22 protein-coding genes are annotated in these 25,133 nt (G+C 65.0%); 13 read left to right on the top strand and 9 right to left on the bottom strand.

What is annotated here, in order from left to right; all coding sequences use genetic code 11:
* Positions 1-66: 66 nt before the first annotated feature.
* Together E1N52_RS00330 and E1N52_RS00325 are read right to left on the bottom strand one after the other, a co-directional pair.
* The gene (locus E1N52_RS00330; RefSeq protein ID WP_133179757.1) at positions 67-2,067 is read right to left on the bottom strand and encodes a beta-galactosidase; all 2,001 of its coding nucleotides are present in this window, start codon (positions 2,065-2,067) and stop codon (positions 67-69) included.
* 23 nt (positions 2,068-2,090) lie between these two features.
* Entirely contained in the window at positions 2,091-3,263 is a 1,173-nt protein-coding gene (locus E1N52_RS00325; RefSeq protein ID WP_133179134.1) for an ABC transporter ATP-binding protein, read from the bottom strand.
* A 202-nt stretch (positions 3,264-3,465) separates the two neighbouring features.
* On the opposite strand from E1N52_RS00325, the gene E1N52_RS00320 reads away from it, so the two are divergent.
* Positions 3,466-4,497: a LacI family DNA-binding transcriptional regulator gene (locus E1N52_RS00320; RefSeq protein ID WP_133179132.1), complete on the top strand. Its 1,032-nt coding sequence runs from the start codon at positions 3,466-3,468 to the stop codon at positions 4,495-4,497.
* A gap of 150 nt (positions 4,498-4,647) precedes the next feature.
* Positions 4,648-6,429: a methyl-accepting chemotaxis protein gene (locus E1N52_RS00315; protein WP_133179130.1), complete on the top strand. Its 1,782-nt coding sequence runs from the start codon at positions 4,648-4,650 to the stop codon at positions 6,427-6,429.
* Between the two features lie 18 nt (positions 6,430-6,447).
* On the opposite strand, the gene E1N52_RS00310 is transcribed toward E1N52_RS00315, so the two are convergent.
* Positions 6,448-7,431, bottom strand: coding sequence for a response regulator (locus E1N52_RS00310; protein ID WP_133179128.1), 984 nt, complete (start codon positions 7,429-7,431; stop codon positions 6,448-6,450).
* Positions 7,432-7,728: 297 nt separating this feature from the next.
* Here E1N52_RS00310 and E1N52_RS00305 point away from each other — a divergent pair, with 297 nt between their 5' ends.
* Positions 7,729-8,226: an acyl-CoA thioesterase gene (locus E1N52_RS00305; protein WP_069265858.1), complete on the top strand. Its 498-nt coding sequence runs from the start codon at positions 7,729-7,731 to the stop codon at positions 8,224-8,226.
* A gap of 24 nt (positions 8,227-8,250) precedes the next feature.
* On the opposite strand, the gene E1N52_RS00300 is transcribed toward E1N52_RS00305, so the two are convergent.
* Complete coding sequence (locus E1N52_RS00300; RefSeq protein WP_133179127.1) at positions 8,251-9,738, bottom strand: sensor histidine kinase; 1,488 nt, start codon at positions 9,736-9,738, stop codon at positions 8,251-8,253.
* Positions 9,739-10,074: 336 nt separating this feature from the next.
* Between E1N52_RS00300 and E1N52_RS00295 the strand changes: the two genes are divergently transcribed.
* The 3 genes from E1N52_RS00295 (at position 10,075) to E1N52_RS00285 (ending at position 14,384) form a co-directional block, all read left to right on the top strand.
* Positions 10,075-10,716, top strand: a complete 642-nt coding sequence (locus E1N52_RS00295; RefSeq protein ID WP_133179125.1) for an HD domain-containing protein — start codon at positions 10,075-10,077, stop codon at positions 10,714-10,716.
* 149 nt (positions 10,717-10,865) lie between these two features.
* The gene (locus E1N52_RS00290) at positions 10,866-12,650 is read left to right on the top strand and encodes a diguanylate cyclase (RefSeq protein WP_165979301.1); all 1,785 of its coding nucleotides are present in this window, start codon (positions 10,866-10,868) and stop codon (positions 12,648-12,650) included.
* Between the two features lie 159 nt (positions 12,651-12,809).
* A complete protein-coding gene (locus E1N52_RS00285; RefSeq protein WP_133179121.1) occupies positions 12,810-14,384 on the top strand; it encodes an EAL domain-containing protein in 1,575 nt (524 codons plus the stop codon).
* 13 nt (positions 14,385-14,397) lie between these two features.
* On the opposite strand, the gene E1N52_RS00280 is transcribed toward E1N52_RS00285, so the two are convergent.
* Both E1N52_RS00280 and E1N52_RS00275 read right to left on the bottom strand, forming a co-directional pair.
* The gene (locus E1N52_RS00280; protein WP_133179119.1) at positions 14,398-15,036 is read right to left on the bottom strand and encodes a GNAT family N-acetyltransferase; all 639 of its coding nucleotides are present in this window, start codon (positions 15,034-15,036) and stop codon (positions 14,398-14,400) included.
* A 111-nt stretch (positions 15,037-15,147) separates the two neighbouring features.
* Positions 15,148-15,804 carry a GntR family transcriptional regulator gene (locus E1N52_RS00275; RefSeq protein ID WP_133179118.1) on the bottom strand — a complete coding sequence of 219 codons (657 nt, stop codon included), beginning with the start codon at positions 15,802-15,804 and terminating at the stop codon, positions 15,148-15,150.
* Between the two features lie 118 nt (positions 15,805-15,922).
* Here E1N52_RS00275 and E1N52_RS00270 point away from each other — a divergent pair, with 118 nt between their 5' ends.
* The 6 genes from E1N52_RS00270 to E1N52_RS00245 all read left to right on the top strand — a co-directional run bounded on the left by E1N52_RS00270 (position 15,923) and on the right by E1N52_RS00245 (position 21,088).
* Entirely contained in the window at positions 15,923-16,396 is a 474-nt protein-coding gene (locus tag E1N52_RS00270; RefSeq protein ID WP_133179116.1) for an OsmC family protein, read from the top strand.
* Between the two features lie 260 nt (positions 16,397-16,656).
* Positions 16,657-17,103, top strand: coding sequence for an Ohr family peroxiredoxin (locus E1N52_RS00265; RefSeq protein ID WP_133179114.1), 447 nt, complete (start codon positions 16,657-16,659; stop codon positions 17,101-17,103).
* A gap of 62 nt (positions 17,104-17,165) precedes the next feature.
* Positions 17,166-17,435, top strand: a complete 270-nt coding sequence (locus E1N52_RS00260; RefSeq protein WP_133179112.1) for a hypothetical protein — start codon at positions 17,166-17,168, stop codon at positions 17,433-17,435.
* A 139-nt stretch (positions 17,436-17,574) separates the two neighbouring features.
* Positions 17,575-18,042 (top strand): MarR family winged helix-turn-helix transcriptional regulator, encoded by a 468-nt coding sequence (locus tag E1N52_RS00255; protein WP_028202370.1) that lies wholly within the window; start codon positions 17,575-17,577, stop codon positions 18,040-18,042.
* Between the two features lie 145 nt (positions 18,043-18,187).
* Positions 18,188-19,522, top strand: coding sequence for an epoxide hydrolase family protein (locus tag E1N52_RS00250; protein WP_133179110.1), 1,335 nt, complete (start codon positions 18,188-18,190; stop codon positions 19,520-19,522).
* Between the two features lie 324 nt (positions 19,523-19,846).
* The gene (locus E1N52_RS00245; protein ID WP_133179108.1) at positions 19,847-21,088 is read left to right on the top strand and encodes a sensor histidine kinase; all 1,242 of its coding nucleotides are present in this window, start codon (positions 19,847-19,849) and stop codon (positions 21,086-21,088) included.
* A 15-nt stretch (positions 21,089-21,103) separates the two neighbouring features.
* On the opposite strand, the gene E1N52_RS00240 is transcribed toward E1N52_RS00245, so the two are convergent.
* Positions 21,104-22,222, bottom strand: a complete 1,119-nt coding sequence (locus E1N52_RS00240) for a succinylglutamate desuccinylase/aspartoacylase family protein (protein ID WP_133179106.1) — start codon at positions 22,220-22,222, stop codon at positions 21,104-21,106.
* Between the two features lie 46 nt (positions 22,223-22,268).
* Positions 22,269-23,039 (bottom strand): transporter substrate-binding domain-containing protein, encoded by a 771-nt coding sequence (locus tag E1N52_RS00235; RefSeq protein WP_133179104.1) that lies wholly within the window; start codon positions 23,037-23,039, stop codon positions 22,269-22,271.
* A 133-nt stretch (positions 23,040-23,172) separates the two neighbouring features.
* Between E1N52_RS00235 and E1N52_RS00230 the strand changes: the two genes are divergently transcribed.
* Positions 23,173-24,096, top strand: coding sequence for a LysR family transcriptional regulator (locus E1N52_RS00230; protein WP_133179102.1), 924 nt, complete (start codon positions 23,173-23,175; stop codon positions 24,094-24,096).
* An 8-nt stretch (positions 24,097-24,104) separates the two neighbouring features.
* Here the strand turns inward: E1N52_RS00230 and E1N52_RS00225 are convergent, their stop codons facing one another.
* Positions 24,105-25,007 (bottom strand): LysR family transcriptional regulator, encoded by a 903-nt coding sequence (locus E1N52_RS00225; protein WP_133179100.1) that lies wholly within the window; start codon positions 25,005-25,007, stop codon positions 24,105-24,107.
* Between the last annotated feature and the right edge of the window lie 126 nt (positions 25,008-25,133).

Raw genomic sequence — 25,133 nt, 5'->3', positions numbered from 1 at the left:
TCTCCTTGGTTATACGTCGTTGTCGGTGCTGCATCGTCAGGAACTGCGCAATACGTCTATTTGCGTCTATTGCGAACGGTAGGCGCTCACGCCCTGCGGCTCTATCGTACGCGAGCCGATCACGTATGCATCGTCGGGAATATCCGCAGAAAGCGTGTGCGTGCCCGGCCCGTAGTTGAACACCCAGGTGAAGCCGCCGCGCCGGCTCACGCGGATCGCGTCGCCAAGCGGCTGCGGCGTGAGGCCCGCTTCGCGCGCAACGCGCGCAAAGAGCGCCTGCGTGCTCACCTCGTCGAACAGGCTCGCGAGGTAGTGGACCGCGCCGCTCTTCACATAGGCGGGATGGCCGTCGCTGAACGTTGCGCGCACTTCCGGCACGGCCCATTCGTTTTCGCCGGTATCGGCGCCCAGTTCGATCAGATCGCGCCAGTGGCGCGCGTGGCCTTCGTGCGCGCCATCCATGTCGAAGCGCACCGGCTCGCTGATGTTGGGCCGCAGCGACTCCACGCGCCACACGCGCAGCGGCAGCAGCGCCGCGAGCGGCCCCGGCGGCAGGTTGGCGGGAATCTGCAGATCGGCGGTTTTCGAGCCCGTGCGCGGCCCGATCACCACCTGCGCGCCCGAATTCGCGAGGCGCTGCGCGAAGTCGTCTGGCACGATGGGCAGCGGCGGCACGACCACGAGCCGGTAGCCGTCGAGCGGCGCGTGCACCGAAACGATATCCACGTCGAAGCCTAGCGCGCGCAGCGCCGAGTAGTACTCCACAGCAAAGCGCGGATAGTGGAAATCCGCGCCCTGCGGATGAATCTCGAAGAGCCACTTCGCCTCGTAGTCGAGCACGAGTGCAACAGGCGTTTTCACGTCGAAGTCGCGGCCGCCCTTCGCCGCCGCGAGCACGGCCTCGATTTCCTCGGCCACGCGCGCCGCCTCCGCACTGCCGAGGTCGGGACGGTTGTCGGGCGTATTCAGGCCCGCGTGCATCTGCTCCTGCGCGAACGGCGCCTGGCGCCAGCGGAAATACGACACACAGCCTGCGCCGTGCGCGAACGCTTCCCAGCTCCAGAGACGCACCATGCCGGGCAGCGGCGCGGGGTTCCAGTGCGCCCAGTTCACGGGGCCGGGCTGCTGCTCCATGACCCAGAACGGCAGCTTCGACATGCCGCGATACACGTCGTGATTGAACGAGGCGAAGTCCGGGTGCCCGGTGCGCAGATAGCGCGCCTTCACGTCGGGCGCGAACCACTGCTGGTCGAGCGCGCCGAGCGGATAGCTGTCCCACGTCGCGACGTCGAGATCGGCGGCGACCTTGTAGTGATCGAACTCCATGAAGAGCTGCATGAAGTTGTGCGCAATGGGCCGGCCCGGCGAATGCGCGCGCAGGATATCGACCTGCATGCGGTTGTAGCGCTGCACTTCATCGGAGGCGAAGCGCTGGTAGTCGAGCCGGTGCGACGGATGCGCCTCAGTGACCGTGCCGACGGGCGCTTCGATTTCGTCGAAGCTGCGGTACTCCATGCTCCAGAACACGGTGCCCCAGGCGGTGTTGAGCGCGTCGATGCTGCCGTAGCGCGCCTTGAGCCATTCGCGAAAGCGCTGCACCGCGGCCGGCGAGTAGCTCACCACCGTTTGATGGCAGCCGTACTCGTTATCGGTTTGCCAGTAGGCGACGGCGGGATGCTGGCCATAACGCGCGGCGACCGCCTCGCAGATGCGCCGCGAAGCCTCGTAATACGCCGGCGATGAAAAATCGTAGTGCCGCCGCGAGCCGAACCCGCGCACGCGTCCATCTGCGCCCACGGGCAGAATGTCCGGATGCTGGTCGATCAGCCACTTGGGCGGCGTGGCCGTGGGCGTGCACATCACCACCTGCAGTCCTGCGGCGCCGAGCGTGTCGATCGCGCGATCGAGCCAGCCCCAGTCGAATTCACCTGGCGTGGGCTCGATGCGGCTCCACGCGAACTCGGCGATACGCACCTGCGCGATACCCAGCGCCTTCATGCGCGCGGCGTCGTCTTTCCACATGGCCTCCGGCCAGTGCTCCGGGTAATAGCAGACTCCAAGACGCATCCCTGTGTCCTCGGTTGTTGTTTTCATGCGGGTTGATCGATGGTGGCGAGCGGCGCAACGGCAAAGCCGTCTTCCGCGAACAGATGGCAGGCGCTCGCGTTCGCACGGAACTGCGCGGTGTCGCCGCTTTTAAGGCGTGCATCGCCGGGCGCCTTGGCGACGAGCACTGCCCCGCCTGGCTGTTCGAGGTGCACATAGCTGTGCTCACCAAGCTCCTCGACCAGCGTGATCGCACGCGCAATCGTCAAGGCATCCTGAGCATCGCGCGAGGTGCGCGATGCAACGCCATCCACCACCAGTTCGAGATGCTCGGGACGTACGCCGAACGTGACCGGCGCGCCCACGGTGAGCTGCGCACCCTGCACCGGCAGCCGCACCGTTTCGCCGCTCTCATCGAGCGTGATGCTCACGCCGTTCGCCTCGATGGCCACCACGCGCGCCGGCAAAAAATTCATGCGCGGCGAGCCGATGAAGCCCGCCACGAAGCGGCTCGCAGGCCGGTGATAAAGCTCGAGCGGCGCGCCCACCTGGGCGATGCTGCCGTATCGTTCGGTATCCTGACCGCTATGCAGCAGGACGATCTTGTCGGCGAGCGTCATCGCCTCGATCTGGTCGTGCGTCACATACACCACGCTCGCCTGCTCGAACTGGCGATGCAGGCGCGCGATTTCGATACGCGTCTGGCCGCGCAACGTGGCATCGAGATTGGAAAGCGGCTCGTCGAACAGGAACACGCCGGGCTCGCGCACGATCGCGCGGCCAATCGCCACGCGCTGCCGCTGGCCGCCCGAAAGCGCCTTGGGGTGACGCTCGAGCAGTGCTTCGAGCTGAAGAATGCGCGCGGCTTCGCGCACCTTGCGATCGATCTCGGCCTTCGACGTTTTCGCGAGCTTGAGGCCGAACGCCATGTTCTCGTACACGGTCATGTGCGGGAACAGCGCGTAGCTCTGGAACACCATGGCCACGCCGCGTTGTGCCGCGGGCACGTCGTTCACGAGTTTGCCGCCGATCGAAATATCGCCGTCGGTCACGTCTTCCAGGCCCGCGATCATGCGCAGCAGCGTGGACTTGCCGCAGCCCGAAGGGCCGAGAAATACACAGAACTCGTTCCTGCCGATCTCCAGATCGACGTTGCGAATCACCGGCGCATTTTCGCCGTATGCCTTCTGAACGCCGCGCAACGAAATGCTCGCCATCGTCCCGTCTCCATGTTCTAATCAGCGCGACACGGAGATTAAGCGCTTAATCAGCAGCCCATAAAAAAGTGACCGCATGTGCGATCTGGCTGCCTTGTCTCCGATATTCGCTTTGATTGTCGGGCCAATGTTGCAGTGCCCGTCACGATCATGCAAATGTTGAATCGCCTTCCCATATTTTGAGATGAACGTTTGAGAACCCATGCCGACCCTGAACGAAGTCGCGCGCCGCGCCGGCGTCACGCCGGCCACCGTCTCGAACGTCTTGCGCGAGCGCGGGCGCGTGGGCGAAGCCACGCGCCAACGCGTGCTCGAAGCGGTCGAGGCGCTCGGCTATCGCCCGCATTTGTCGGCCCGCGCGCTCGCCGAAGGGCGGCCGCCCACCATCGCGCTGATGGTGTCGAGCATCGCGAACCCGTTCTATCCTGAATTCGCGCTTGCCGTGGAGAACGCGCTGCGGCGCAGCGGGCGCTTCCTCATCATCTGCAATACGGATGGCGACCCGCAAACGGGCCGCGCCTACCTCGAACAGATCGCGGGCACGCTCTCGGCGGGCGTGCTCGTGATGAACGCCAATCTCGACTTCGCCGACCTGCGCGCCACCGTGCGGCGCGGCGCGCCGGTCGTGCTGTGCATGTGGGAGCGGCCACTCGACCCGCCGGGCCTGCCGTGCGTGGCCGTGGACTTTCGGCGCGCGGGGGAACTTGCCGCGCAGCATTTGCTGGCGCTCGGACATCGGCGTATCGGCGCGATCGTCGGGAGCAAGGTTTCCGGCATCCACGCGGCGCGCTATGACGGCTTCGTCGCGGCCATGCAGGCCGCCGGGCTCGACGGCACAGGCGCACCCGTGCGCTATGCGCCGGATACGACGCAAGGCGGCAACGCGGCCACGAGCGAATTGCTCGCACGGCATCCCGACCTCACTGCGATCTTCGCGACCAACGACCTGCCGGCGCTAGGCGCGATGCAAGCCGCCGCCGACCTCGGGCTCGACGTGCCGCGCGAGCTTTCCGTGGTCGGCATCACCGATATTCAGCTGGCGCGCGAGTCGCGGCCCCCGCTTACGACCGTTGCGGTCGCAACGACTGCGGCGGCGGAGCTGGCCGTCGAGTTGCTGACGGAACTGGTCGAAGCGCCCGATTCGGCCGCCGGCATGGCTGCGCGCGTGTGCGTGGTCCCGGCGCCGCGGCTGGTCGTGCGGGCTTCGACGGCGGCGCCGCGAGCGAAAGGCTAACGAAAGAATTGGCATGACAAATCCCACCCAGCGCAAAGAACCCATACGCAAACGTTAAGGTTCCCTCCAAACCATCCGTTAAACACGATGGCGCTGCACCTGTGCATCGCCATGAGAAAACAAAACGATAACGGCTGGAGAAGAACGAACGTGAAGCGAACAACGTTGAATCAGAAAGCCTGGGGGATCGTCGGGCTGCTGTGGATCTCGCTCGTCGTAATGGTGGTGGCCAACGCCTTCATGACGCGCTCGGGGATGGTGACGGACCGCAAGAACCTGGTCGAACAAGAGACGCAAACCGCATTGGGCGTGGTCACGTACTACCAGAAGGAAGCGGCCGCCGGCCACATGACTGCCGACGACGCGAAGCGCCTCGCCATCGCCACGCTGCGCAGCCTGCGCTACGGCGACGATCAGAGCGGCTACTTCGGCATTTACGACAGCAACGCCATGGCGCTGCTCGTGCCGCCCAAGCCGGAGATGGAAGGCAAGAGCCAGGCGAACACGACGGACCCGCGCGGCACGCACGTCGCGCTCGAGATCGTCAAAAGCTCGTCCACGGGTGGCGACGGCTACAGCAGCTACTGGTGGCCGAAGCCCGGCAAGAGCGCGCCGGTCGAAAAGATCACGTATTCCGTCCTCGTGCCGGGCTGGGACTGGCACCTCTTCACCGGCATCTATACCGACGATATCGACGACGCCTTCCGCAGCGCGCTGATCAGCAACCTTTTGCTCGTGACGGTGATCGGCGCAGCCGTGACGCTCGGCCTCATGTGGCTCATCCGCACAATCCGCCGCAGCCTGGGCGGCGAGCCGGACTACGCCTCACAGATCTGCCAGCGCATCGCCGAAGGCGATCTCACGGCCCATGTGAATCTCGCGCCCGGCGACCAGCACAGCCTGCTCCATTCGATGCAGCAGATGCAGCGCCAACTGGTCGAAACCGTGCAGCGCATCCAGACTTCGGCCGAATCGATCACGACGGGCGCCAAGGAAATCGCGGCGGGCAACCTGGACCTTTCCTCGCGTACGGAAGAGCAAGCCGCCTCGCTCGAGGAAACGGCCGCCAGCATCGAAGAGCTCACGACCACGGTCAAGCACAACACCGACAACGCGCGCCAGGGCAACACGCTCGCGGTGAACGCATCGGAAGTCGCTGCGCGCGGCGGTGAAGTCGTGCGCCGCGTGGTCGAAACGATGAACGGGATTTCGAGCAGCTCGCAGCGCGTGGAGCAGATCATCGGCGTGATCGACGGCATCGCCTTCCAGACCAACATCCTCGCGCTCAACGCGGCCGTGGAAGCGGCGCGCGCCGGCGATCAGGGCCGTGGCTTCGCCGTCGTGGCGGGCGAAGTGCGCAGCCTTGCCCAGCGCAGCGCGACGGCCGCCAAGGAGATCAAGGACCTGATCGGGCAATCGGTGGCGCAAGTGTCGGAAGGCACGAAGCTCGTCGACGAAGCGGGTAAAACCATCGACGAGGTGGTGATTTCGGCGCGCCGCGTGGCCGACCTGATGGGCGAAATCGCAGCGGCTTCCGAAGAGCAGCACACCGGCATCGAGCAGGTGAACCGCGCCGTTGCGCAGATGGACGAAGTGACGCAGCAGAATGCGGCGCTCGTGGAGGAAGCTTCGGCCGCGGCGCAGTCGATGGCAGCGCAGTCGAATGGATTGCGCGATGTCGTGACGGTGTTCCGGGTCGGGGCGCAGGCAGAGTCCGCGCTTGCGTCGACGGCTGCAGCGCCGGCTCGAAGCCCGCGTGCCGTGCGCCCGGCTGCACCGCTCAAGCGCCCTGCGCCCGCGCGCGCGAAGGCCACGGAAACCACGCCGGCCCGCAAGGCCGCAAACGCAGCCCCCGTGGTCGCGACAAAGGCGGTTTCGGCCAGCCCCGTGGCCACCACGGCTAACGAAACCGCGGACTGGGAAACGTTCTAAACGCGGGTTGAGATGTGATCACGCAAGGCGCGCGCCCTCACCCGGCGCGCCTTGCTCCGCCCGCCACGCGGCAAACGTGATCAAGCCGGGCGCAAGACCCGGATCGCCGATGCGAGTCCAGCTCGTATAGGTATCGTCGAGTCCCGGCACCGGCTGCGGCGTGGCGAACTCCACGCGCGACATGCCCGGCCGATACGCCTCGTTCGGCCAGTAGACCGGCATGACGCGGCGCGCCGCCATTTCCTCGCGCAATGCTTCGGGGCCGCCTTCGTCGGTCACGACATCGCATTGCGCCGCCCAGTCGTTGCCATCCCACGCGAGAAACACGCCGGCGTTGCCTTCTGCGTCAAAAGTGAGCACGGCATTCTGCTCGGGGCGCCAGTAGTATTCGACAATGCGCTCGCGCAGCGCGACTTCGTGCAGCACATCGGCGATGCGCCGGTTCGCGTAGATCGCGCCCACGCCATGCACGCCGATATGGCCGCGCCGCGCGCAGAACTTGCGTTTGGCGTCTTCTATCGCGCCGCGCAGCTTGCGGGTCATGGCGGGATCGGACTTCTTCACGTAGAAGTCGATCAGCCCCGCGTTGAACGCCTCCACCGCGTGCGATTCGTCGGCCGTGGCCGTGAGCAGGATGCGGGTGCACGCCACGTCCTTCGCGGCAGCCAGGAAGTCGACGCCGGTCATCTCCGGCATTTCGTAGTCCACGACGAGCGCGGCGATATCGCCAAAGCGCGCCGCATCGGTCATCACGTCCTCGCCCAGCGCATTGCCGCCTTTCTTTTCGAACTCCGACCATGCAGCGCCCGCAGCGGGATTGCGCGCACTCTGCCGCACCTCGTGCGAAGCGACGAAGGCCAGCGCCTCTCTCGCGCTCGTGAAGTAGCGGTCCGTGCCCGCGCCCGGAAAGAGGCCGCGCAGCGCGTAGAGAAAGTCGGGGCTGTCGTCGAGAAAAACGACGGAGACGGGATGGTAAACCGGCTGTCTGACGATGGAACTCATGCTGGATCTCGGTAAGCGCACTGCGCCTCATGCGGCGCGCTCCACACCTGGAGCCGCCCCGCGAGGAAAACATGTCGATTATGCGGCGTGACACCTGGACACAGCAACCCGAAGCCGCGTGGGCGCGATCATCGAAAGCACGCGCAAACGTTATCGCACCCAGCGAGCATGAACCGGTTTGCGTATGTGGGGAGCACGGTATTGGATGAAGAGGAACACGAAGAGAATGGTGCATGCCTCCCTTTCCCCGGAGGCACGCGCGGCTGCCGCCTGCAGTCCCTATCTGGAGTCACTCTGATGTACGCACGCGAATCCATTCCCGCCGTCCTGTCCCGTGGCACCGCCGGATTCTCCGACGAAATCATGGAAGCTACGCCGACCAAAACGTTCCATCACGTCATCGATATCTACCTGAAGGACTCGAACGCGTTCATGAACACGTATTTCGCCCGCTATTTCGAATGGCAGGGCATTTGCCGCGAACGCTGGTTTCACGAGTGCATTCACAACAATCTGCTCGCCTCGGGCGGCGTGTTCGTCACCAAGCGCGCGCACCAGGAATACGTGCAGGAAACCTTTCCGTTCCAGCGCGTGGATTGCTACCTCAACACCTTCCAGGTGCGTCAGTGCTCCGCGTATCTCGTGTTCCGCTTTTGCGTGGACGGGCGGCCCGTTTCGCTCGGCTATCAGCAGATTCTTTTCGCCGGCACCGACAAGCGCATTCGCCGCTTTCCGCCTGGCATCATCGAGCGCGTGAAGGAATACGAGCTGGTCCTGCCTTCGGGTTCGAACTGAGCGTAGTGAACGCGGCTACATGAACTAGCCCGCGAAATCCTGCCCCGCCGGAAAGCGGCGGGGTTTCGCCGGCGCATCGTGCAGCGCGCGGTCGGCACTCGTGCCGGGCTCGGGCAGGCGGATCGTGAAGGTGGTGTACACGTGCGGCTCGGACTCGCAGGCGATCGTGCCGCCCAGCGCCTCCGCCACGCGGCGGCAGAACGTGAGGCCCATGCCGGCGCCGCGCCCGTGCGCCTTGGTCGAATAAAACGGATCGAATACGCGCGGCAGGATATCGGCGGGAATGCCGCAACCGTTGTCGGTAAAGCGCAGCACGCAAAATCCCACTTCGCTCGTTGCGCTGATTTGCACGCGGCCGACGTAATCGCTCACCTTGTCGCTTCGTTCGGCCATTTCCGCGTGAATCGCGAAGAGCGCGTTCTTGAGCAGATTGAAAAGCACGAACACGACGAGCGAATCCGATCCCGAGAAACTCAGTTGCGCGTCGATGGGCGCCACCTCGACCATGTCGCGCTCGCCGGTGCGGAATGGAAAGCGCTCGAGCGCCGCATTCACGCAGGAGCGCACCGGGTAGGTCTCGAAGCTGCGGCGGTCGAGCCGGTCGAGCGTGAACGAAGCCAGCGACATTTCGACCACGGTGCTCGTGCTGTCCACCTGGCGGCGTATCGAGGTGGCGAGCGAGGACAGGCGCTCCGACTGCCCAGGGTAGAGTCCGTCCACACACAACTGGTGCTGCACGGCCAGCTGGTAGCCGCGCATGAGTTCGGGCAGCACGTTGCCGATTTCCTCGGCATGCATGCCGATGGCCGCGAGCGGCGTGGCGACTTCGTGCGCCACCGTGGCCGCGATGAGGTACGGGCGCATGAGGCCGTAACGCACGATCGTGACCGCGAGAATGCCAAGGCTGATCGCGATGAACACCGCGCCCACGGGATAGAACGCGAGCCCGTAATTGACGGCGTAATCGGTGGCGGCGAGTGTGTACAGGCCGAGGCTCACGAAGCACAGGTCGAGCAGCTTGCGTCGGTCGTGCGCGTGCGTCTGGCCGCGCGCGGCGTACAGCAGCCAGGCGCTGCGGCACGCGAGCAGCACCGTTTGCGCCACGTGGACGGGATGCAGCATGCCCGCCTTCGGATACTTGCCGAAGAAGAACGTACCGTAGCCGTCCACGACGGAATCGCTCAACACCAGCAGCGCCGCGAGCAGCACGCTGAGCAGGTACGAGGCGATGAGGAGCGGGCGTTCGCCGCGCCGGGCGCTCACTTCCGTCACGAAGTGATAGAACGTGGTGGGCAAAAAGAGGATGAAGAAATATCCGACCTTGACGAGCACGGCGGACAGTTCGGGGTCGGACGTCTGGAACAGAAAGGCCCAGGTGCCCTGCCAGAAGAACGTGGTCGCGCACATCAGGGCGAACGGCACCGAGAGGCGCGTGAAGCCCTCAGTCAGGAGCACGTAGACGCCGAATCCGAGAAATAATGCGGACACGAACGCTGGCAGGATCGAGTACATAGTCTGTCGCGTGGGTTCTTGTTCTTACCGACCTGGTTGGCGCGGCGCGTTCCCTGCAGCGTTCCCCGTGCGCCCAATGTGCGATTCGCGGGCCGGATCTCGCCGCCCGATGCAGGGCGCATGAAATGCGCGCCGATCGAATCGATTTTGCCGATTATCGCCGCTAATCCCTTGTTGCGGCGAAATTTTGCCGCTATCGGCACCGCCGCTATGCGCCGCGAATCCCCGATGGCCCAATTTCGGTCGAATTGGCAGAAAACCACGCCATCCGTCGATTGAGGACAACCCTGGAGCCACCCAGAATAGAGCTCATCACCCACCCCGACGGAGCACCTCATGACCCCGACCCTCGCCGATGTCGCGATCCCCGACAGCAAGCTCGCCCGCGAAATCACCGAACTCGTGCGCGATACCGAATCGCCGCTGCTGTTCCATCATTCGAGCCGCGTCTATTATTTCGGCGCGCTGGCCGGCCGCAGGCTCGGACTGAAGTTCGACCGCGAATTGCTGTACGCCGGCGCAATGTTTCATGACATGGGCCTCACGCACGCGCACAGCAGCGATCACGAACGTTTCGAAGTGGACGGCGCGAATGCCGCACGCGATTTCCTGCGCGGCCACGGCATCTCGCAGCAGGACATCGATCTCGTGTGGACCGCCATCGCGCTGCATACGACGCCGGGCATCCCGCAGCACATGCATCCGGTGATCGCGCTCGTGACGGCAGGCGTCGAAATGGACGTGCTCGGCATTGCCTACGACCGCTTCAGCGACACCGAACGCGAGGCCGTCGTCCACGCGCACCCGCGCAGCGAGCACTTCAAGGAGGACATCATCCAGACCTTCTATGACGGCATCAAGCACAAACCCGCCACCACGTTCGGCAACGTCAAGACCGACGTGCTCGCCGACAAGGACCCGCATTTCCACGCCGGCAACTTCTGCAGCGTGATCCGCCATTCGGCCTGGCGCGGTTGAGCGCCGCCGGGAGCGAACCGGGACACCTGAGGCGGCATGCGGCGCGATTCTGACAGGCGATGCTATGCTCATCGCGATGCCCGGAAACGCGCCGCCGGGCCCCGCCGCATCGCGATGCGCGCGCGTCCAATCGCTGTCCCGGGGGCTTCATGCAGCACACGCCAGGCCGCACGCGGCCGCACGGCTTTTCCAGCATGGTGATGCGGCACCCGCATCTCGTGGTGACGGTGTGCTTTCTTGCGGCCATGGCGCTGGTGAGCGGCGTGGGCCTGCGCCAGCTCTACCAGATGACGCGCTACGACCTCCATAGCCGCCAGCGCGACCTGGAGGTGCGCGCCGTGGGCGTGGACGCGCTGATTTCCGCAGAGCGCCGGCGCCTGCTGTTCCTGCGCGACTACGCCGAACATCTGCTCGCCTCGCCGAGCCAGCAGCGCGTCGGCTTGCAGAATCCGAAGGTGCAGGCCGCGCTGCGCGACAGCGACCAGCCGCAATGGGACGCTCCCGGCGCCATGGATGGACCGCGCGTTTTCGGCACCAATGCGCAGGGCCTCGCGGGAATCGATGGCTTTGACCGCGACGCCGCCGCACTGCCCGCCGACATCGTGCTCGCGCGCTCGATCAGCCCGCTCCTCGCGATCAGCCAGCACGCCGACGCGCTGCAAAGCACGGTCGCGTACATCTCGGCCAACGGCCTGTACGTGCTCTCGCCCGAGCGCCCGGACGCGCACGCGCCCGACCTGTTGCGGCGCTTCAGCACCATGCCCTACTACCGCCTGCATGCCACCGGACAGAATGCAGGACACGATATCGTCTGGACTCCGATATATACGGAATCGAAAAAGGGCGAGGCGATCGCCACGCTCAGCGCGCCCGTCTACACAAACGGACGCTTTCGGGGCGCCGTCGTGATGGACGTCGCGCCCTCGCGCCTGCTCTCGCTCCAGCTCGCCACCTCGAACCTGACCGACGACGATTCGCCTGTCGAGTTCGGCCTCCTGAACAGTAACGGCGACCTTGTCTATTTCGTCGATGGCAAGATCACATCGCAGCGTCCCGCGCGGTTCGATCCGTATCTGCTCGACATGGCGCGCACACAAGCCGCGGCGTGGATGGCGCGCGGCCAGGGGTACGTCGAGCGCTCGGGCCGGTATCTGCTCTTCCAGCACGTGGGGGAGTCGCACTGGATCCTGCTCACGGATACGGACGACTCGGAGCTCACGCTCGCGGCCGCGCGACGCGTGTTCAGCAGCCCGCTGATCGTCGCGTGGCTGGCGATCGCCGTGCTGCTCATCGGCACGCTGCGCGTCGTCAAGCACATTTTCGGCCAGTACGTCGAAGCGAGTACGCGGCTTGAAACGCTCGCGCGCAGCGATCCGCTCACCGGCCTCGCGAACCGCCGGCGCTTCCAGGAGGCCTTCGACGAGACGCTCGAACGCGCCGCGCGCGAAAGCGGCGACGAGGCAACGACGCCCGCCATGGCGTTGCTGATGCTCGATATCGACTACTTCAAGCGCGTGAACGACCGTTTCGGCCACGCGGCGGGCGACCGCGTGCTGGTGATATTCGCAGACATCCTGCGCGGCAACCTGCGCAGCGCGGAAATGCCCGCACGCGTGGGCGGCGAGGAGTTCGCGGCGCTGCTGCCCGGCGCCGATCTCGCGACGGCGGCGGCCGTCGCCGAGCGCATTCGCCAGGCGGTCGAAGCGCACGCGGCGAACGCCGCGCAAACCGCCAGCATGCCGGGCGAAGCCGTGAACCCGGATGCGATTGCGTTCACCGTGTCGATCGGCGTCGCGGCCAGCCCCGCCGATTGCCCCGCCCACTACGAAGCGCTCATGCAGATAGCCGACCGGCGGCTCTATGCCGCAAAGGAAAGCGGCCGCAATCGCGTCGTTGCAGAGGATTCCCGATCGATCGATCCCGCGCGCGCCTGACGTGTGCTGAAGGCCGCACTGGCCGCCTTCATGCGCGACGCATGAGCGCGCCGCACAGCAACGCGTCGTCGCTCAAGGAAAGACGCTACCATCGGCAGCGGCGATCGACGAAGGCCGCGCGTCGCCTTCGTCCGCGACGCCGGAGCCCGACCGTACACCATGAGCAGCCGACTCACCGCCCTGACAACGTTTTGTGTCGTGGCGTTCGCCGTCCTGGCAACGCTCACGGCGGCCGTGTATGCGTCGGACGCCGTCAACGAACGGCAGCAGCGCCAGCAGGTGGACGTCTTTTCGAATCGCGCGCTGCTGCGCGCCGAGCTGGTGACCTCCGAAGCCGACTCTGCGCTGCGCCAGCTCATGTCATACCCCGACACGCCGTGCACGAACGACCACATGCAGCGCCTGCAGCAGGTCGAGGAGCAGTTTCGATACATTCGCGAAGTCGCCTCGACCCATGACATGCAGCTGCGCTGCAGTTCGCTGCGCGGCGCTGTCGACATCGCGTTGCCGCCGCCCGAATGGGCTTATGCAGGCGGTTTCACCGCCTGGCATACCGAAGTCGGCAAGCGCGGCAACGAGCGGCAGATGCTCAACGTGCGCCTGGGCAATCACGTCGTGGTGATCGATCCACGCTTCTACCTCGACATCGTGCCGCTCGACGACACCATCAAGCTCACCGTGCTCGAAACGCAGGACGGCGGCGTGATTTCAAGCTGGCCGCACACCGACGACGCCCTCGTACGCGCGGCGCTCAAGCGCACCGGCAGCAGCCCGTATTTCGAAGGCCGCTATTACGTCGTCGAGCGCTCGAGCCGTTATCCCATTGCGGTGGTCGCGTACGAGCCTGAGGACCGCATGCGCCGTGACGTGCCGGCGCAGCTCCGAACGCTGCTGCCGCCCGCGCTCGTCCTGAGCGCAATCGGCACGTGGCTCGTCCTGCGCTGGCGCCGCAAGCTGCGAACGCCACGCAACGCGATGCTGCAGGGCATCCGGCGGCGCCAGTTCGTGGCGTGGCTGCAGCCGCTCGTCTCGCTGGAAAGCGGTCGCTGCGTCGGCGCGGAAGCGCTCGTGCGCTGGAAGCTCGAAGACGGCACCATTGTCGCGCCCGACACGTTCATTCCGATGGCGGAATCGCTCGATCTCATCGAGCCCATCACCGATCAGGTCATACGATCCGTGTTCGAGGGCGTAGGCGCCACGCTCGCGCGTCGCCGCGATCTGCACGTCTCGCTCAATCTTGCCGGGAAGGATCTCGCGGGCACACGCGTGCTCGAAACCCTTAAGGCGAGCCTCGCGAAATATGCCGTGCGCCCCGAACAAATCTGGTTCGAAGCGATCGAGCGCACGCTCATGGATACGGCCAGTTCCGCGCCCGTTCTCGAAGCGTTTCGTGCAGCCGGCCACCGCATCTTCATCGACGATTTCGGCACGGGATATTCGAGCCTCTCGTATCTGCAGGCATTGCCTGTGGATGGCATCAAGATCGACCGCTCGTTCCTCCGCTCGCTGGCGAGCGGCGAGGAAATGAACAAGATCGTGCCGCACATCATCGAAATGGCGCGCAGCCTCGACCTGCTGATGGTCGCCGAGGGGGTGGAAACCGAGGCGCAGGCGCAATATCTGCGCGGCCGTGGCGTGCAGTTCGCGCAGGGCTGGCTCTATGCGAAGGCCATGCCCGCCGACGAATTCTTGCGCTACCTGGAGCGTGAAGCGGCGCGCACGCGCGAGACGTGAGCGTGGCGCACGCTCAGGCGAGCGGACTCGGCGACGCGGCGTGCGTCAACCCACCGCGCAAGTGCGGGAGTGTCGCGCCGCCGAGCGCCGCAGCGGCCTTGCTGAGCACGGCGCTGTCGTAGCCACGGCCGGCAAAACGCACGACATCGACGAGACTAAAGCCTTGTGCGCGATAGAACGCGATGAGGTGGTCGGCGGGAAACGGCGTATCCAGCGCAAGCTGCGTGTAGCCGCGCGCAGCCGCCCAACGCCCCGCGAAAGCAAGCAGCGCGCGGCCGATACCGCGGCTTTGCCATTTTGGCTCGATGCCGAACTGATGGACTGAAGCCACACTGCGCTGCCGATAATGTTCGCACTGCGAATCGCTGTCGTGACCTTCGACCGTGAGCGTACCGATGATCCTGCCATTGCAGACGGCGACGAAGCAATCTCCAGCCAGCGCGCGTTCACGCGTGAGGCTTGCCGCCTGATCGGCACATGAGCAGTGCAATCCAAGCGACGCGAGCCGCGAGAACGCGCGATGCAGCAGGCGCGTCAGCGCTTCCCATGAGTCGTGGCGCGGATCGAAGCGCCTCAGCACGAGCCGGCCGAGACCGGGCTGCATGGAGGTGATCTGCTCATCCGGGCGCTGGGTTGCACGCGAGATCGACATGGCGTCTCCAGTCGTTTCGATGCCTCCAGTCTAGGGTTGACCCGTAAGGGCCACAAGAAAAAATCTCGTAAAAACCGGCGCGATGGTTGTGAATGCAGTGGTGTATGCGCGCTAGTCCTGGGTGGCCATACGCTCCACCACCGCGAGCACGATGCGCCTTGCCGAGTCGATATGCGCCACGGTCAAGGCGCGCGCGCTGCGGGCGTTCCGTGCAAGGCACGCTTCCAGGATGGCCTCGTGTTCGTGCTGAAACGAGGGTGTATCGGCAAGCAGCGTGTTTTGCAGCCGCTCGTAGCGCTCCACCTGCGCACGCAATTCGCGGATCGCCGCCAGTTGCCGGGCGTTGCCGCACGCGCCGTAAAGCAGTTCATGAAACTCGCGGTTGAGCTCGCCCTGCTTCTGCGTGGCGAGCGCCTCATCACCGAGCAGCCGGTGTACGAGTTCCGCGCGTGCGAGCGTTTCGTCGTCGATGCGCTTGACGCTGTGAAAGATCGCATCGCCTTCGAGCAGCACACGCAGACCGTAGATCTCCTCCACGTCTTGCACCGTGAGCATGCGCACGACCGCGCCGCGATTGCGGAAAATCTCGACGAGCCCCTCGCGCGCGAGCCGCTGGATCGCTTCGCGCAGCGGAATGCGGCTCACCTCGAAACGCTCCGCGAGATCGCGCTCGACAAGGCGCTCGCCGCTGCCCAGCTCGCCGCTGACGATCAGGTCGCGCAACCCGGACGCAACCGCGTCCGCCGTGGAGTCGAATTTTGTTTCCATGCGTGTTATGCCCGGTTTCCGCCCATTTCTCATTTGGGCCATTCCGGCATAATGGTATACCAAAATGCCAAATACGGTCATAATGACGTACCCCTTTTCGATCGAACGGAGAGTCAGCATGGCGCATGGCGAACACACCTATCACGTTTCCGTGCAATGGACGGGCAATCGCGGCAGCGGCACCTCAGGTTATCGCGACTACGACCGCGATCACGTGATCCGCGCGAACGGCAAACCGGACATTCCGGGCTCGTCGGATCCGGCCTTTCGCGGCGACGCTTCGCGCTGGAATCCGGAGGATCTACTCGTGGCTTCGGCTTCGGCGTGCCACAAGCTCTGGTATCTGCACCTGTGCGCCGAGGCGGGCATCGCGGTGCTCGCCTATGAAGACGAGGCCGAGGGCACGATGGCCGATACGCCGCAGCGCGGCGCCTTCACGAAGATCGTGCTGCGCCCGCACGTGACGATCCGCGCGAGCGACAACCGCAGCCTCGCCGAGCGGCTGCATCATGCGGCGCACGAGCAGTGCTATGTCGCCAATTCGGTGAACTTCCCCATTGTTTGCGAGCCGACCATCGAACTGGCTGCGTAGCGGCTGGCGAAAGTCAAAGGCGGCCCGGCCGGCACTCCCACGAGTGCCGGCAAAAAAAGGGGCGCGATCGAAAGCGACGGCTAAATCGATCGGTAAGGTTTTAGCGACCGATCCCCCATCGAAGCAGCCCCATATAAATCGTATGCGATTTAATCTTATGCGCTTGACACGGTGAAATTTCTCGTCCAATATGCATCGCATGCGATTCGATCTTATGCGACGCATACCACCGAACCCTGAAATCCATCAAGGAGCGCAACATGGCAACGATCGACAAAGTGCTGTTCTCGGGCAACACCCACACCACCATCAATCACGACCCGGCCGCCCAACGTGGCGAATTTGGCGTGGTCGACCTCCACCTGTCGTCTTCGAGCGGCGAAACCCTCGACATCGTCGCGAGCGAACCGCACCCGCGCGCCGAGCAGCTGTTCGCCGGCGCATGGTCGGCCTGCTACATCTCCGCGCTCAGCATCGCGGCCTCGCTGAAGAAAGTCACCCTGCCGGCGGACGCTTCGGTGGACATTCAGGTCGATATCGGCCAGACCGGCGCCGCCTGGTTCCTCGGCGCGCACTTCACGGTCACGCTGCCGGGCGTCGAGCAAAACGTGGCCGAGGCCATCGCGCGCAGCGCCCATCAGATCTGCCCGTACTCGAAGGCCGTGCACGGCAACATCGACGTGAGCCTGACCGTCGTCACCGCGTAAGCGGCAAACGCAATCCACTCTTTCACCCAAATTCACTGCAATTTACCTAGCGAGATCCGATCATGAAGACCCAATTCATCGCCAAGCTCCTCATCGCCCTTTCTGTCGGCGCAGCCGCCCCCGCATTCGCCAGCGGCTACGGCCCGGCCCCGTCCTATCGGCCCGAAGTCGGCGCACCGGCATCGCAACGCGGCCAGAGCGTGCAAACGCTCGCCGCCGAGCGCGCCGAAAGCGGCACGGCGGCAACGGCATACGGCGGCATGGCCGATGCGAACTCGGACGCGGGCAGCCGCGTCGCAATGGAGCGAAACAGCCTCTTCGCCCACCATTGATTGCGCCACCGCGTCGTGGCTGTTTCGCCGGGCATCGCGATGGCGATGTACGGCGGAACCGGTGTCGGCCTACGATATAATCGCAAGCGATTTATTCAAGTTTGCGAGCCATTGAGGCCTTTGCCTGTAGAGGATGACCATGAAATCGACGGACCACCCGGCGCAGGGCGCCACGCCCGCGCCGCTCGCAGACTACCTTTGCTTCGCGGTCTACTCGACCAATCTGGCGTTCGGCAAGGCGTACAAGCCGATCCTGGACGAACTCGGGCTGACCTATCCGCAGTACATCGCGATCATCGCGCTCTGGGAGCAGGACAACCAGACGGTGAGCGGCCTGGGCGAGAAGCTCTTTCTCGAATCGAACACGCTGACGCCCATGCTGAAAAAGCTCGAAGCGATGGGGTATGTGCAGCGGCGACGCGATCCTGAGGATGAGCGTCAGGTGCGTGTGAGCCTGACGGCCAGCGGCCGGAAGCTGCGTGAAAAGAGCCTGAAAATCGCGGATCTCACCGATGCGACTGGGCTGGGTCACGACGAATTCATGAAACTGCAAAGGGCGATCGTGAACCTGCGCGCCAATCTGATTCGTTCACTCGACACCGAATAGCCGTCGCAGCGACGCGCACAGTTTCCGCGCGCCGGCTTCGATCACTAATAGTTAGTACTACAACCCATATTGTAGTTGGGGAAAGGCATGCGCACGTCCAATGCTTCCTGCGCGCCACTCTCCAACATCGTCATCAGGAATCGATATGTCTAACGATCTTCACCCCACGCCCCTTTCGCGCCGGCGCTTCATCGGCGCCGCTGCCGTCACGCTTGCAGGCGCCGCAATGAGCCGGTTCGCCTTCGCGGAATCGAAGCCGTCCGCCGGCGGACTCACGCAGATTGCCGCCGGCGACCCGTCTTCGATTCGTCCGCTTCGCGTGCATGCCCCGGAAGCGTCGCTGACCGACCTGCGCCGCCGCATTGTCGCGACGCAATGGCCCGAGCGCGAAACGGTCGACGACGCCTCGCAAGGCGTGCAGCTCGCCACGATGCAACGGCTCGCCAACTACTGGGCCAACGACTACGACTGGCGCAAGGTGGAAGCACGGCTCAACTCGCTGCCGCAATACGTCACGGAAATCGACGGGCTCGATATTCACTTCATCCATGTGCGCTCGAAGCACGAGAACGCGCTGCCGATCGTCGTCACGCACGGGTGGCCCGGTTCGGTCATCGAGCAACTGAAGATCATCGAACCGCTGACCAATCCGACCGCGCATGGCGGGAGCGCATCCGATGCGTTCCATGTCGTCATTCCTTCGCTTCCGGGCTACGGCTTCTCGGGCAAACCGACGAAGACCGGTTGGGACCCCCAGCGTGTCGCTCGCGCCTGGGTCGTGCTGATGGACCGGCTCGGCTACAAGCGCTACGCCGCGCAAGGGGGCGACTGGGGCAATGCCGTGACGGAGCAGTTGGCGCTGCTCAAACCGGCAGGGCTCGTAGGCATTCATACCAACATGCCCGCCACCGTGCCCGACGCCGTCGCCAAGTCGCTCAAGGACGGCACGCCGCCCCCTGCCGGACTGTCGCCGGAGGAACAGCACGCGTACGACCAGCTCGATTACTTTTACAAGCACGGCTTGGGCTACGCGCTCGAAATGGCGAATCGCCCGCAGACGCTCTACGGGATCCAGGATTCGCCAGTCGGCCTCGCTGCATGGATGCTCGACCACGACGCGAGCAGTCAGGCGATGATCGCGCGCGTGTTCGCAGGCCAGCCCGAAGGCCTGACGAAGGACGATGTGCTCGACAACGTCACGCTCTATTGGCTGACGAAGACGGCGGTCTCCTCCGCGCGCCTGTATTGGGAAAACAAGCTCAACTTTTTCGAGCCCAAGCATGTGGAGCTGCCGGTTGGCGTGAGCGTCTTCCCGGACGAAATCTACGCCGCGCCGAAGAGCTGGACGGAACGCGCCTACCCGAGGCTGGTTCACTACAACCGCCTTCCGAAAGGCGGCCATTTCGCAGCATGGGAGCAGCCTGCCGCGTTCACGGGAGAAGTTCGCGCGACCTTCAGGACGCTGCGCCAGCCGGCCTGAGGCGATACCGCACGCGTGAGCTTTCGGGCGTCCAGCGATTTTATCTAGGACTCCGAATGCTCACGCCACCGCCAGCTATATAAGCCCCCGGAGCGCCATGCGACGGACTGCCACAACGGCTGCGAACCTCCCAAATACTGCACAACGCGAGGCCGCCAGCATCGCTCAACGGGGAAAAACGGCGCAAATTCCGGCGCTTTTCCACGAATAGAAGTTCAGGCAATGCGCGGATAATGCGGGTCATAGCCAGATTTGCGGCTATTTCAACCATGCGCCCGCCGGCGCAAGCGAAACTTCGATGTCAAAAAAAGAAAGGTGATTGTTGTGTTTGCCCGGATATTCCTGCTGTGGATGGCGTCGTTGATGCTGGTGCAAGTCGGTTTTCGATATTTCGATGTGGATTCGCCGCTCAATTTCGGCGACACGGCATTCGATCCGGCTTCCGCGCCCCACGCCGCCCAGCAGCAGGACGCCGAACTGGAACTGGAACTGGCCGCACAAGGTGCGAGCGTCCGTGGGATCGCCCCGTTGGTGTCGATCAAGCCGGACATCGTCAATCTCGGCCCCGGCGTGGCGCCTCATCTGCGCGATGCCATCTGGGCGCCGCATGCCGGGACGGCGTCGAACGCCGCCTATCTGCGCGAAGCCTGCTCGTCCGGCGTCACGCGCCTGAAGATGGCCGCCCGCGGGTTCGACGCGCGATTCGCGGCGCTGATGCTGGCGCTCTGCGTGCTGCTGTTCGCGCTGCGCGCCTGGTGGCTGCGGACAGTGCGCCACGATCTGCTCGCCATGATCGCCACCCTGCGCGTCGCGACGACCGGCGACGGCCCGGCACCCGCGCTCGCGCTCGTGGACTGCCCGCGCAAGCTGCATGGCCTCGCCCGCGCAATCGGCGAGATGTTGTGCCGCCGCAGCGGCGCGCTCGAAGATCAGTCGGCCACCTTCGCCGCTTTCCTGCGGCAGACCGAGTCACGGGTTGCGCGGTTGCGCGCCTACGCCATGAACGTCACGCGCTGGAACTTGCGCGTGGCCCTCGTCGAGGACATCGATCTCTTCCAGGACCTCGCGCGGCAGTTCGTCGACACGGCCGGCCAGGGCGGCGCGAATCATGCGCCCATAAACGTGGACGCGTATCTGAAAGACCGCTTCGTCTATGGCGCGAACGCGGACGCGAGCATCGTGCTGCGCCTCGACGCCGGCGAGGCGTTTGCGCTGCCGCGTTCCGCACTCGTGCGGCTCGTCGACAATCTCGTGGGCAATGCGCACGCGCACGGCAAGCCGCCCATCGAAATCTGCACGGCGCGCGGGCCGCGCTCGTGGACCTTGAGCGTGCGGGATCACGGCGAAGGTGTAGCCGCGAGTCTGTCCGAGGGCGGCGCGCCGGCGTCGCCGTTGCCTGCCTCGCGCGCAGCGAGCCTCCGGCTCGACTCGCATTGGGGCATGGGCCTGTCGATCGTCCGGCGCCTGGCACGCCTGTGCAACGCGAAGCTCAAGATCGGCAATCATCCCGAGGGCGGGCTCTGGGTGCGCGTCATCGTGCCGATGGACAAAGCGCGGCACGCCTGACGCGAACCCTGCCCCTCAAGCCCCCAGCAGCACGCCGCTGCGTATCGGACGCGTGCCCGTGACGCGTCCGAGCGGCGCGCCGGCCGTAACGAAGCGAATCGCCCTTCGCATATAGAAAACGCCTTCCGCGGTGCTCTTCACCGTCGTCGTGTCGCCCGTCATCGGATCGACGATATCGAAGAGCGGGTCGTTCTCGCGGATCCAGTCGCCGATTTTCGCGCGGTGCACGAGAATGCCGCTGCGCGGCGCATAGAATTGCGCGCTCCCGGCGAGCGGCGTGGCCGGCATCAGCAGTTCCGGCAGCGGCTTCACCTCGCCGCCGGTGAGCGCACCGCGCCAGCGCAGATAGTCGATCAGCGCGTCGGCGTCCTGCTGCGCGCTTTCCCACGACACGTCGCGCTGGCCACGGCACTCGATCGTCACCGCAGTAGGTCCGGCGGGCACGGGCTGCGTGGCCGGCATCTGTTGACGCAGTTGCCACCACAGCAGGCTATGCGCCTCGTCGAACGCCTGCGCGCCCGAGTCGGTGGCGAGCAGTTGCGCGCGCGAGCCGAGGTAGCGGGCCAGCGGCTCGACATCGGGCCAGCCGGCCTCGCTCGTGTACACGTGCATGACCGCCTCGAGCGAGCAATGCAGGTCGATGATGAGATCGGCGTCGTGCGAGAGCCTGAGCAGCGCCAACTGGAGCGAATCGAATTCCGTGAGCGGCTCCTGCGCGTCCAGTGCTTCGCGCATCAGTTGCCGGATCAACTCGCGGTTGCGGTCGACGTCCGCGCCGAGCGTCTCTTTCGCGCGCGCGAGCAGCTTCGGAAACGCGTGGAAATGGCGGTTGAAGTTCTTGCCGCTCGCAAGATCGAACCGGCCGATGAACTGGCCGAGCACGTGCTGGTTCAGGCCCACGGGATTGGCGAGCGGCACGAGCACCACCTGCGCGGCGAGCGCGCCTTGCGCTTCGAGCTTGGCAAGTTGCGCACGCAACAACACGGCCGTCAGCATGGCGGGCGTTTCGTCGGCGTGCAGCGACGCCTGGATATAGACCTTCTGGGGCGCGTCGGCGGGGCCGAAATGGAAGCTGGTCAGTTCGCGGTGCGTGCCCGGCGTGGCGCTCAGGAGCGGAATCGATTGCTGGTTCATGAATTCAATACGGTTTCAAAAATGTGTGCTGCGGCTCAGTTTCCGCTCAGTTGCCGTACGGATCGAAGTCGAAATAGCGATGCGCGATCTGCGCGTAGGTGCCGTCCTTGAGCATGGACGCGATCGCGTCGTTCATCTGCGCTTGCAGCGCCGTTTCGTCCTTACGCATGCCGATGCCCGTGCCGCGGTCGCCCATCGAAATCGGGCCGCCGGCAAACGCGAAACCGTTACCCTGCGGCGTGCGCAGGAATCCGTAGTCGGCTTCGACGTAGCCCAGCAGCGCGGCATCGAGCCGCCCGTTGACGAGGTCGGCGAACACTTCGTCCTGGCTCTTGTAGGTGACGACATGCACGCCCGCCGGCGCCCAGTTCGCGAGCGCATACGTCTCGAACTGCGTGCCCGCCTGCACGCCCACCGACTTGCCGGCCAGCGACTGCGCGGTAGCGCCGAACGAGGCGCCCTTGCGCGCGACGAGCCGCGACTTGAACTGGAACAGCTTCGACGTGAAGAGAATTTGCTGCTCGCGCTTCGCCGTGATCGCCATCGACGACATGATCGCGTCGATCTTGCGCGCCTGCAGCGCCGGGATCATGCCCGAAAACTCCAGCTCGACCCACTGGCAATGCGCTTGAATGCGGCGGCAAATCTCGTTGCCGAGATCGACGTCGAAGCCTTTGAGCGAGCCGTCGGGCGCCTTGGCGTCCATCGGCGGATAGGTCGGATCGATGCCGAGGCGCACGGTGTCGCCCTCGCGCGCGAAGGCACTGCTGCTTAGGGCCAGCGCGAGGGAAAGAAGGATCGACGGGATTTTTTTCATGATGAGCGCACGATGAACGGCGAGGGAAAGTGAGGGTCTCCTGCCCGTCCGATGGTAGGACGACGTTGCGTTCGGGAAAAGCTCGAATTCGTCTATCATGATCACTTCCACCGATCGCAGCCGATCATCGCCCATGAGTCTCACGCTCTCCCAGTTGCGCGTCTTCGTCGCCGTCGCCCAGCGCGGCAGCGTGCGTGCTGCCTCGCGCGCGCTCGGCGTGGCGCAAAGCGGCGTGACGCAGCAGTTGCAGAATCTCGAAGTCGAACTGGGCGGCCCGCTGCTCACACGCACGAACCGCGGCGTGACGCTCACGGTGCTCGGGCAGCGCATGCTGGTGCGAGCGGCATCGATTCTCGGCGAATGCGAGCGCGCGAGCGAAGAGGCGCAGCAACTGCGCGGCGACTACGCGGGCGAGGTGGCGTTTGGCCTGACGACCGACCCGCTCATGGACGCGCTCGTGCCCGTGCTCGGGCAGTACAGCAAGCGGTTTCCGCGCGTGGCGCTGCGTCTGCGCACGGGAACGTCGCGCATGATGATTTCGTGGATACGCGAAGGCACGCTCGATTTCGCGCTCGCACTCGTTTCGGACCAGACCGATACGACCGATCTTTCGGTGACGGAGCTTTACCCGTCGGACCCGGTGGTCGTCTGCCGCCGCGATCATCCGAAGGCCGGGGCGCGCACGCTGCGCGCGCTCGCGCACTGCGACTGGCTCGCAACTCGCTCGCCCAATATTGCCGACGCGTTCGCTTCGAGCCGGCTCACGACGTTCTTCACCGACCACGGCCTGCCACCGCCGCGCATCGTCGCGACGGTGGAAGGGCTCTTCGAAACGCTGCATTGGGTCAGCGAGACAGACTGTCTCGCGCTGGAGTCGTCGGTGGTCGCCACGCGCGGCCCGTTTGCCGAACGGCTTGCGCGCATCAAGATCGCCGAGCGGCCCGCGGCGCAGCAGGTCTGTTTGCTGCAGCGCGCGGCCGTGCCGCTCACGCCTGCCGCACAGGAACTCGCGACGATGCTCGCTTCGTATGCGCGCGCAGGCCGTGCGCCGCGTTGAGGCAATCGTTACGCGCCTTGTCCTTGTATATAAGCACTAAGCCCCGACGCCAGCGCCGCAAAAGTTACGGTGCAACGCGCACTCGTGCGCAGATCCTCATGCATGGCGACCCACGTATCCAGACTCAGCGAGAACTCGTCGCGCAGAACGCGAACCAGCTTCGGGTCTCTTGCCGCCAACGGCGACTGGCACCCGCCGATGCCGAATCCAGCGCGTATCGCGGCCAACTGGGCAAGGTCGCTGTCGGCGCGAAATGCAAAGTTATGACGGCTGTACGCTGCGAACCTGGGCTGAACCGAACGAATGAACGCGTTCTCGTGATCGAAGCCGATGATCGAATGGCGCGTCAGCTCTTTCATCGACTTCGGCACGCCATGAAGCGCCAGATATCGTTCGTGGGCATGCAGCCCGACGTCGATCGCGCCAACACGTTTGGCAATCAGCGCCTCCTGCACTGGCCGGAACATGCGTATCGCAATGTCCGCTTCACGACGCAGCAGGTCGTCCGCCCTGTTTGACAGCACGAGTTCGATCCTCAGCTCCGGATATTCGTGGCGCAGCGCCGCCAGGATCGGCGGCAAGACCTCGACGCCGATGACTTCGCTTGCCGTCAGCCGCACGGTCCCGCGCACGCCCGAGCCGTGACCGCTCGCCGCGCGGCGCAATGCTGCCGAGGTCATCGCAAGGCCGACGGCGTACGGCCGCAACTCATTCGCCGCCTCGGTCGGCGAGAACCCGTCGGACGAGCGGGTAAACAGCGTGAGTCCCAGCGCCGCCTCCAGACTTTCGACGTGGCGCCCGACGGTCGGCTGCGTGATGCCCAGCGCGCGGGCGGCCGCCGAGAGCGAGCCGCTTTCCAGGACCTGCAGAAAGCTCCGGTACCACTCCCAGTTCGGTTCCTTGTCGGCCATACTTCGTCCCCAATTCAGATCACAGGCTATGCATAAATGTATAGCTTATGGTCTATTTTCGCTAATTTTCTATTGACGGCAAGCGGCGCAGAATGCCCCTCATCACAGCTCACCCGTCAGGAGAAC

The organism is Paraburkholderia guartelaensis (genome assembly GCF_004353905.1).
In the GTDB taxonomy this organism is placed as follows: domain Bacteria; phylum Pseudomonadota; class Gammaproteobacteria; order Burkholderiales; family Burkholderiaceae; genus Paraburkholderia; species Paraburkholderia guartelaensis.
The sequence above is the reverse complement of the archived record's forward strand: the minus strand, read 5'-3'. Positions and strand labels throughout refer to the sequence as shown.

Bases quoted from the DNA above. Each gene is read 5' to 3' on its own strand.
- E1N52_RS00330 (WP_133179757.1), bottom strand. From the start codon at position 2,067: ATGCGTCTTGGAGTCTGCTATTACCCGGAGCACTGGCCGGAGGCCATG.
- E1N52_RS00325 (WP_133179134.1), bottom strand. From the start codon at position 3,263: ATGGCGAGCATTTCGTTGCGCGGCGTTCAGAAGGCATACGGCGAAAAT.
- E1N52_RS00320 (WP_133179132.1), top strand. From the start codon at position 3,466: ATGCCGACCCTGAACGAAGTCGCGCGCCGCGCCGGCGTCACGCCGGCC.
- E1N52_RS00310 (WP_133179128.1), bottom strand. From the start codon at position 7,431: ATGAGTTCCATCGTCAGACAGCCGGTTTACCATCCCGTCTCCGTCGTT.
- E1N52_RS00305 (WP_069265858.1), top strand. From the start codon at position 7,729: ATGTACGCACGCGAATCCATTCCCGCCGTCCTGTCCCGTGGCACCGCC.
- E1N52_RS00300 (WP_133179127.1), bottom strand. From the start codon at position 9,738: ATGTACTCGATCCTGCCAGCGTTCGTGTCCGCATTATTTCTCGGATTC.
- E1N52_RS00295 (WP_133179125.1), top strand. From the start codon at position 10,075: ATGACCCCGACCCTCGCCGATGTCGCGATCCCCGACAGCAAGCTCGCC.
- E1N52_RS00290 (WP_165979301.1), top strand. From the start codon at position 10,866: ATGCAGCACACGCCAGGCCGCACGCGGCCGCACGGCTTTTCCAGCATG.
- E1N52_RS00285 (WP_133179121.1), top strand. From the start codon at position 12,810: ATGAGCAGCCGACTCACCGCCCTGACAACGTTTTGTGTCGTGGCGTTC.
- E1N52_RS00280 (WP_133179119.1), bottom strand. From the start codon at position 15,036: ATGTCGATCTCGCGTGCAACCCAGCGCCCGGATGAGCAGATCACCTCC.
- E1N52_RS00275 (WP_133179118.1), bottom strand. From the start codon at position 15,804: ATGGAAACAAAATTCGACTCCACGGCGGACGCGGTTGCGTCCGGGTTG.
- E1N52_RS00270 (WP_133179116.1), top strand. From the start codon at position 15,923: ATGGCGCATGGCGAACACACCTATCACGTTTCCGTGCAATGGACGGGC.
- E1N52_RS00265 (WP_133179114.1), top strand. From the start codon at position 16,657: ATGGCAACGATCGACAAAGTGCTGTTCTCGGGCAACACCCACACCACC.
- E1N52_RS00260 (WP_133179112.1), top strand. From the start codon at position 17,166: ATGAAGACCCAATTCATCGCCAAGCTCCTCATCGCCCTTTCTGTCGGC.
- E1N52_RS00255 (WP_028202370.1), top strand. From the start codon at position 17,575: ATGAAATCGACGGACCACCCGGCGCAGGGCGCCACGCCCGCGCCGCTC.
- E1N52_RS00250 (WP_133179110.1), top strand. From the start codon at position 18,188: ATGTCTAACGATCTTCACCCCACGCCCCTTTCGCGCCGGCGCTTCATC.
- E1N52_RS00240 (WP_133179106.1), bottom strand. From the start codon at position 22,222: ATGAACCAGCAATCGATTCCGCTCCTGAGCGCCACGCCGGGCACGCAC.
- E1N52_RS00235 (WP_133179104.1), bottom strand. From the start codon at position 23,039: ATGAAAAAAATCCCGTCGATCCTTCTTTCCCTCGCGCTGGCCCTAAGC.
- E1N52_RS00230 (WP_133179102.1), top strand. From the start codon at position 23,173: ATGAGTCTCACGCTCTCCCAGTTGCGCGTCTTCGTCGCCGTCGCCCAG.
- E1N52_RS00225 (WP_133179100.1), bottom strand. From the start codon at position 25,007: ATGGCCGACAAGGAACCGAACTGGGAGTGGTACCGGAGCTTTCTGCAG.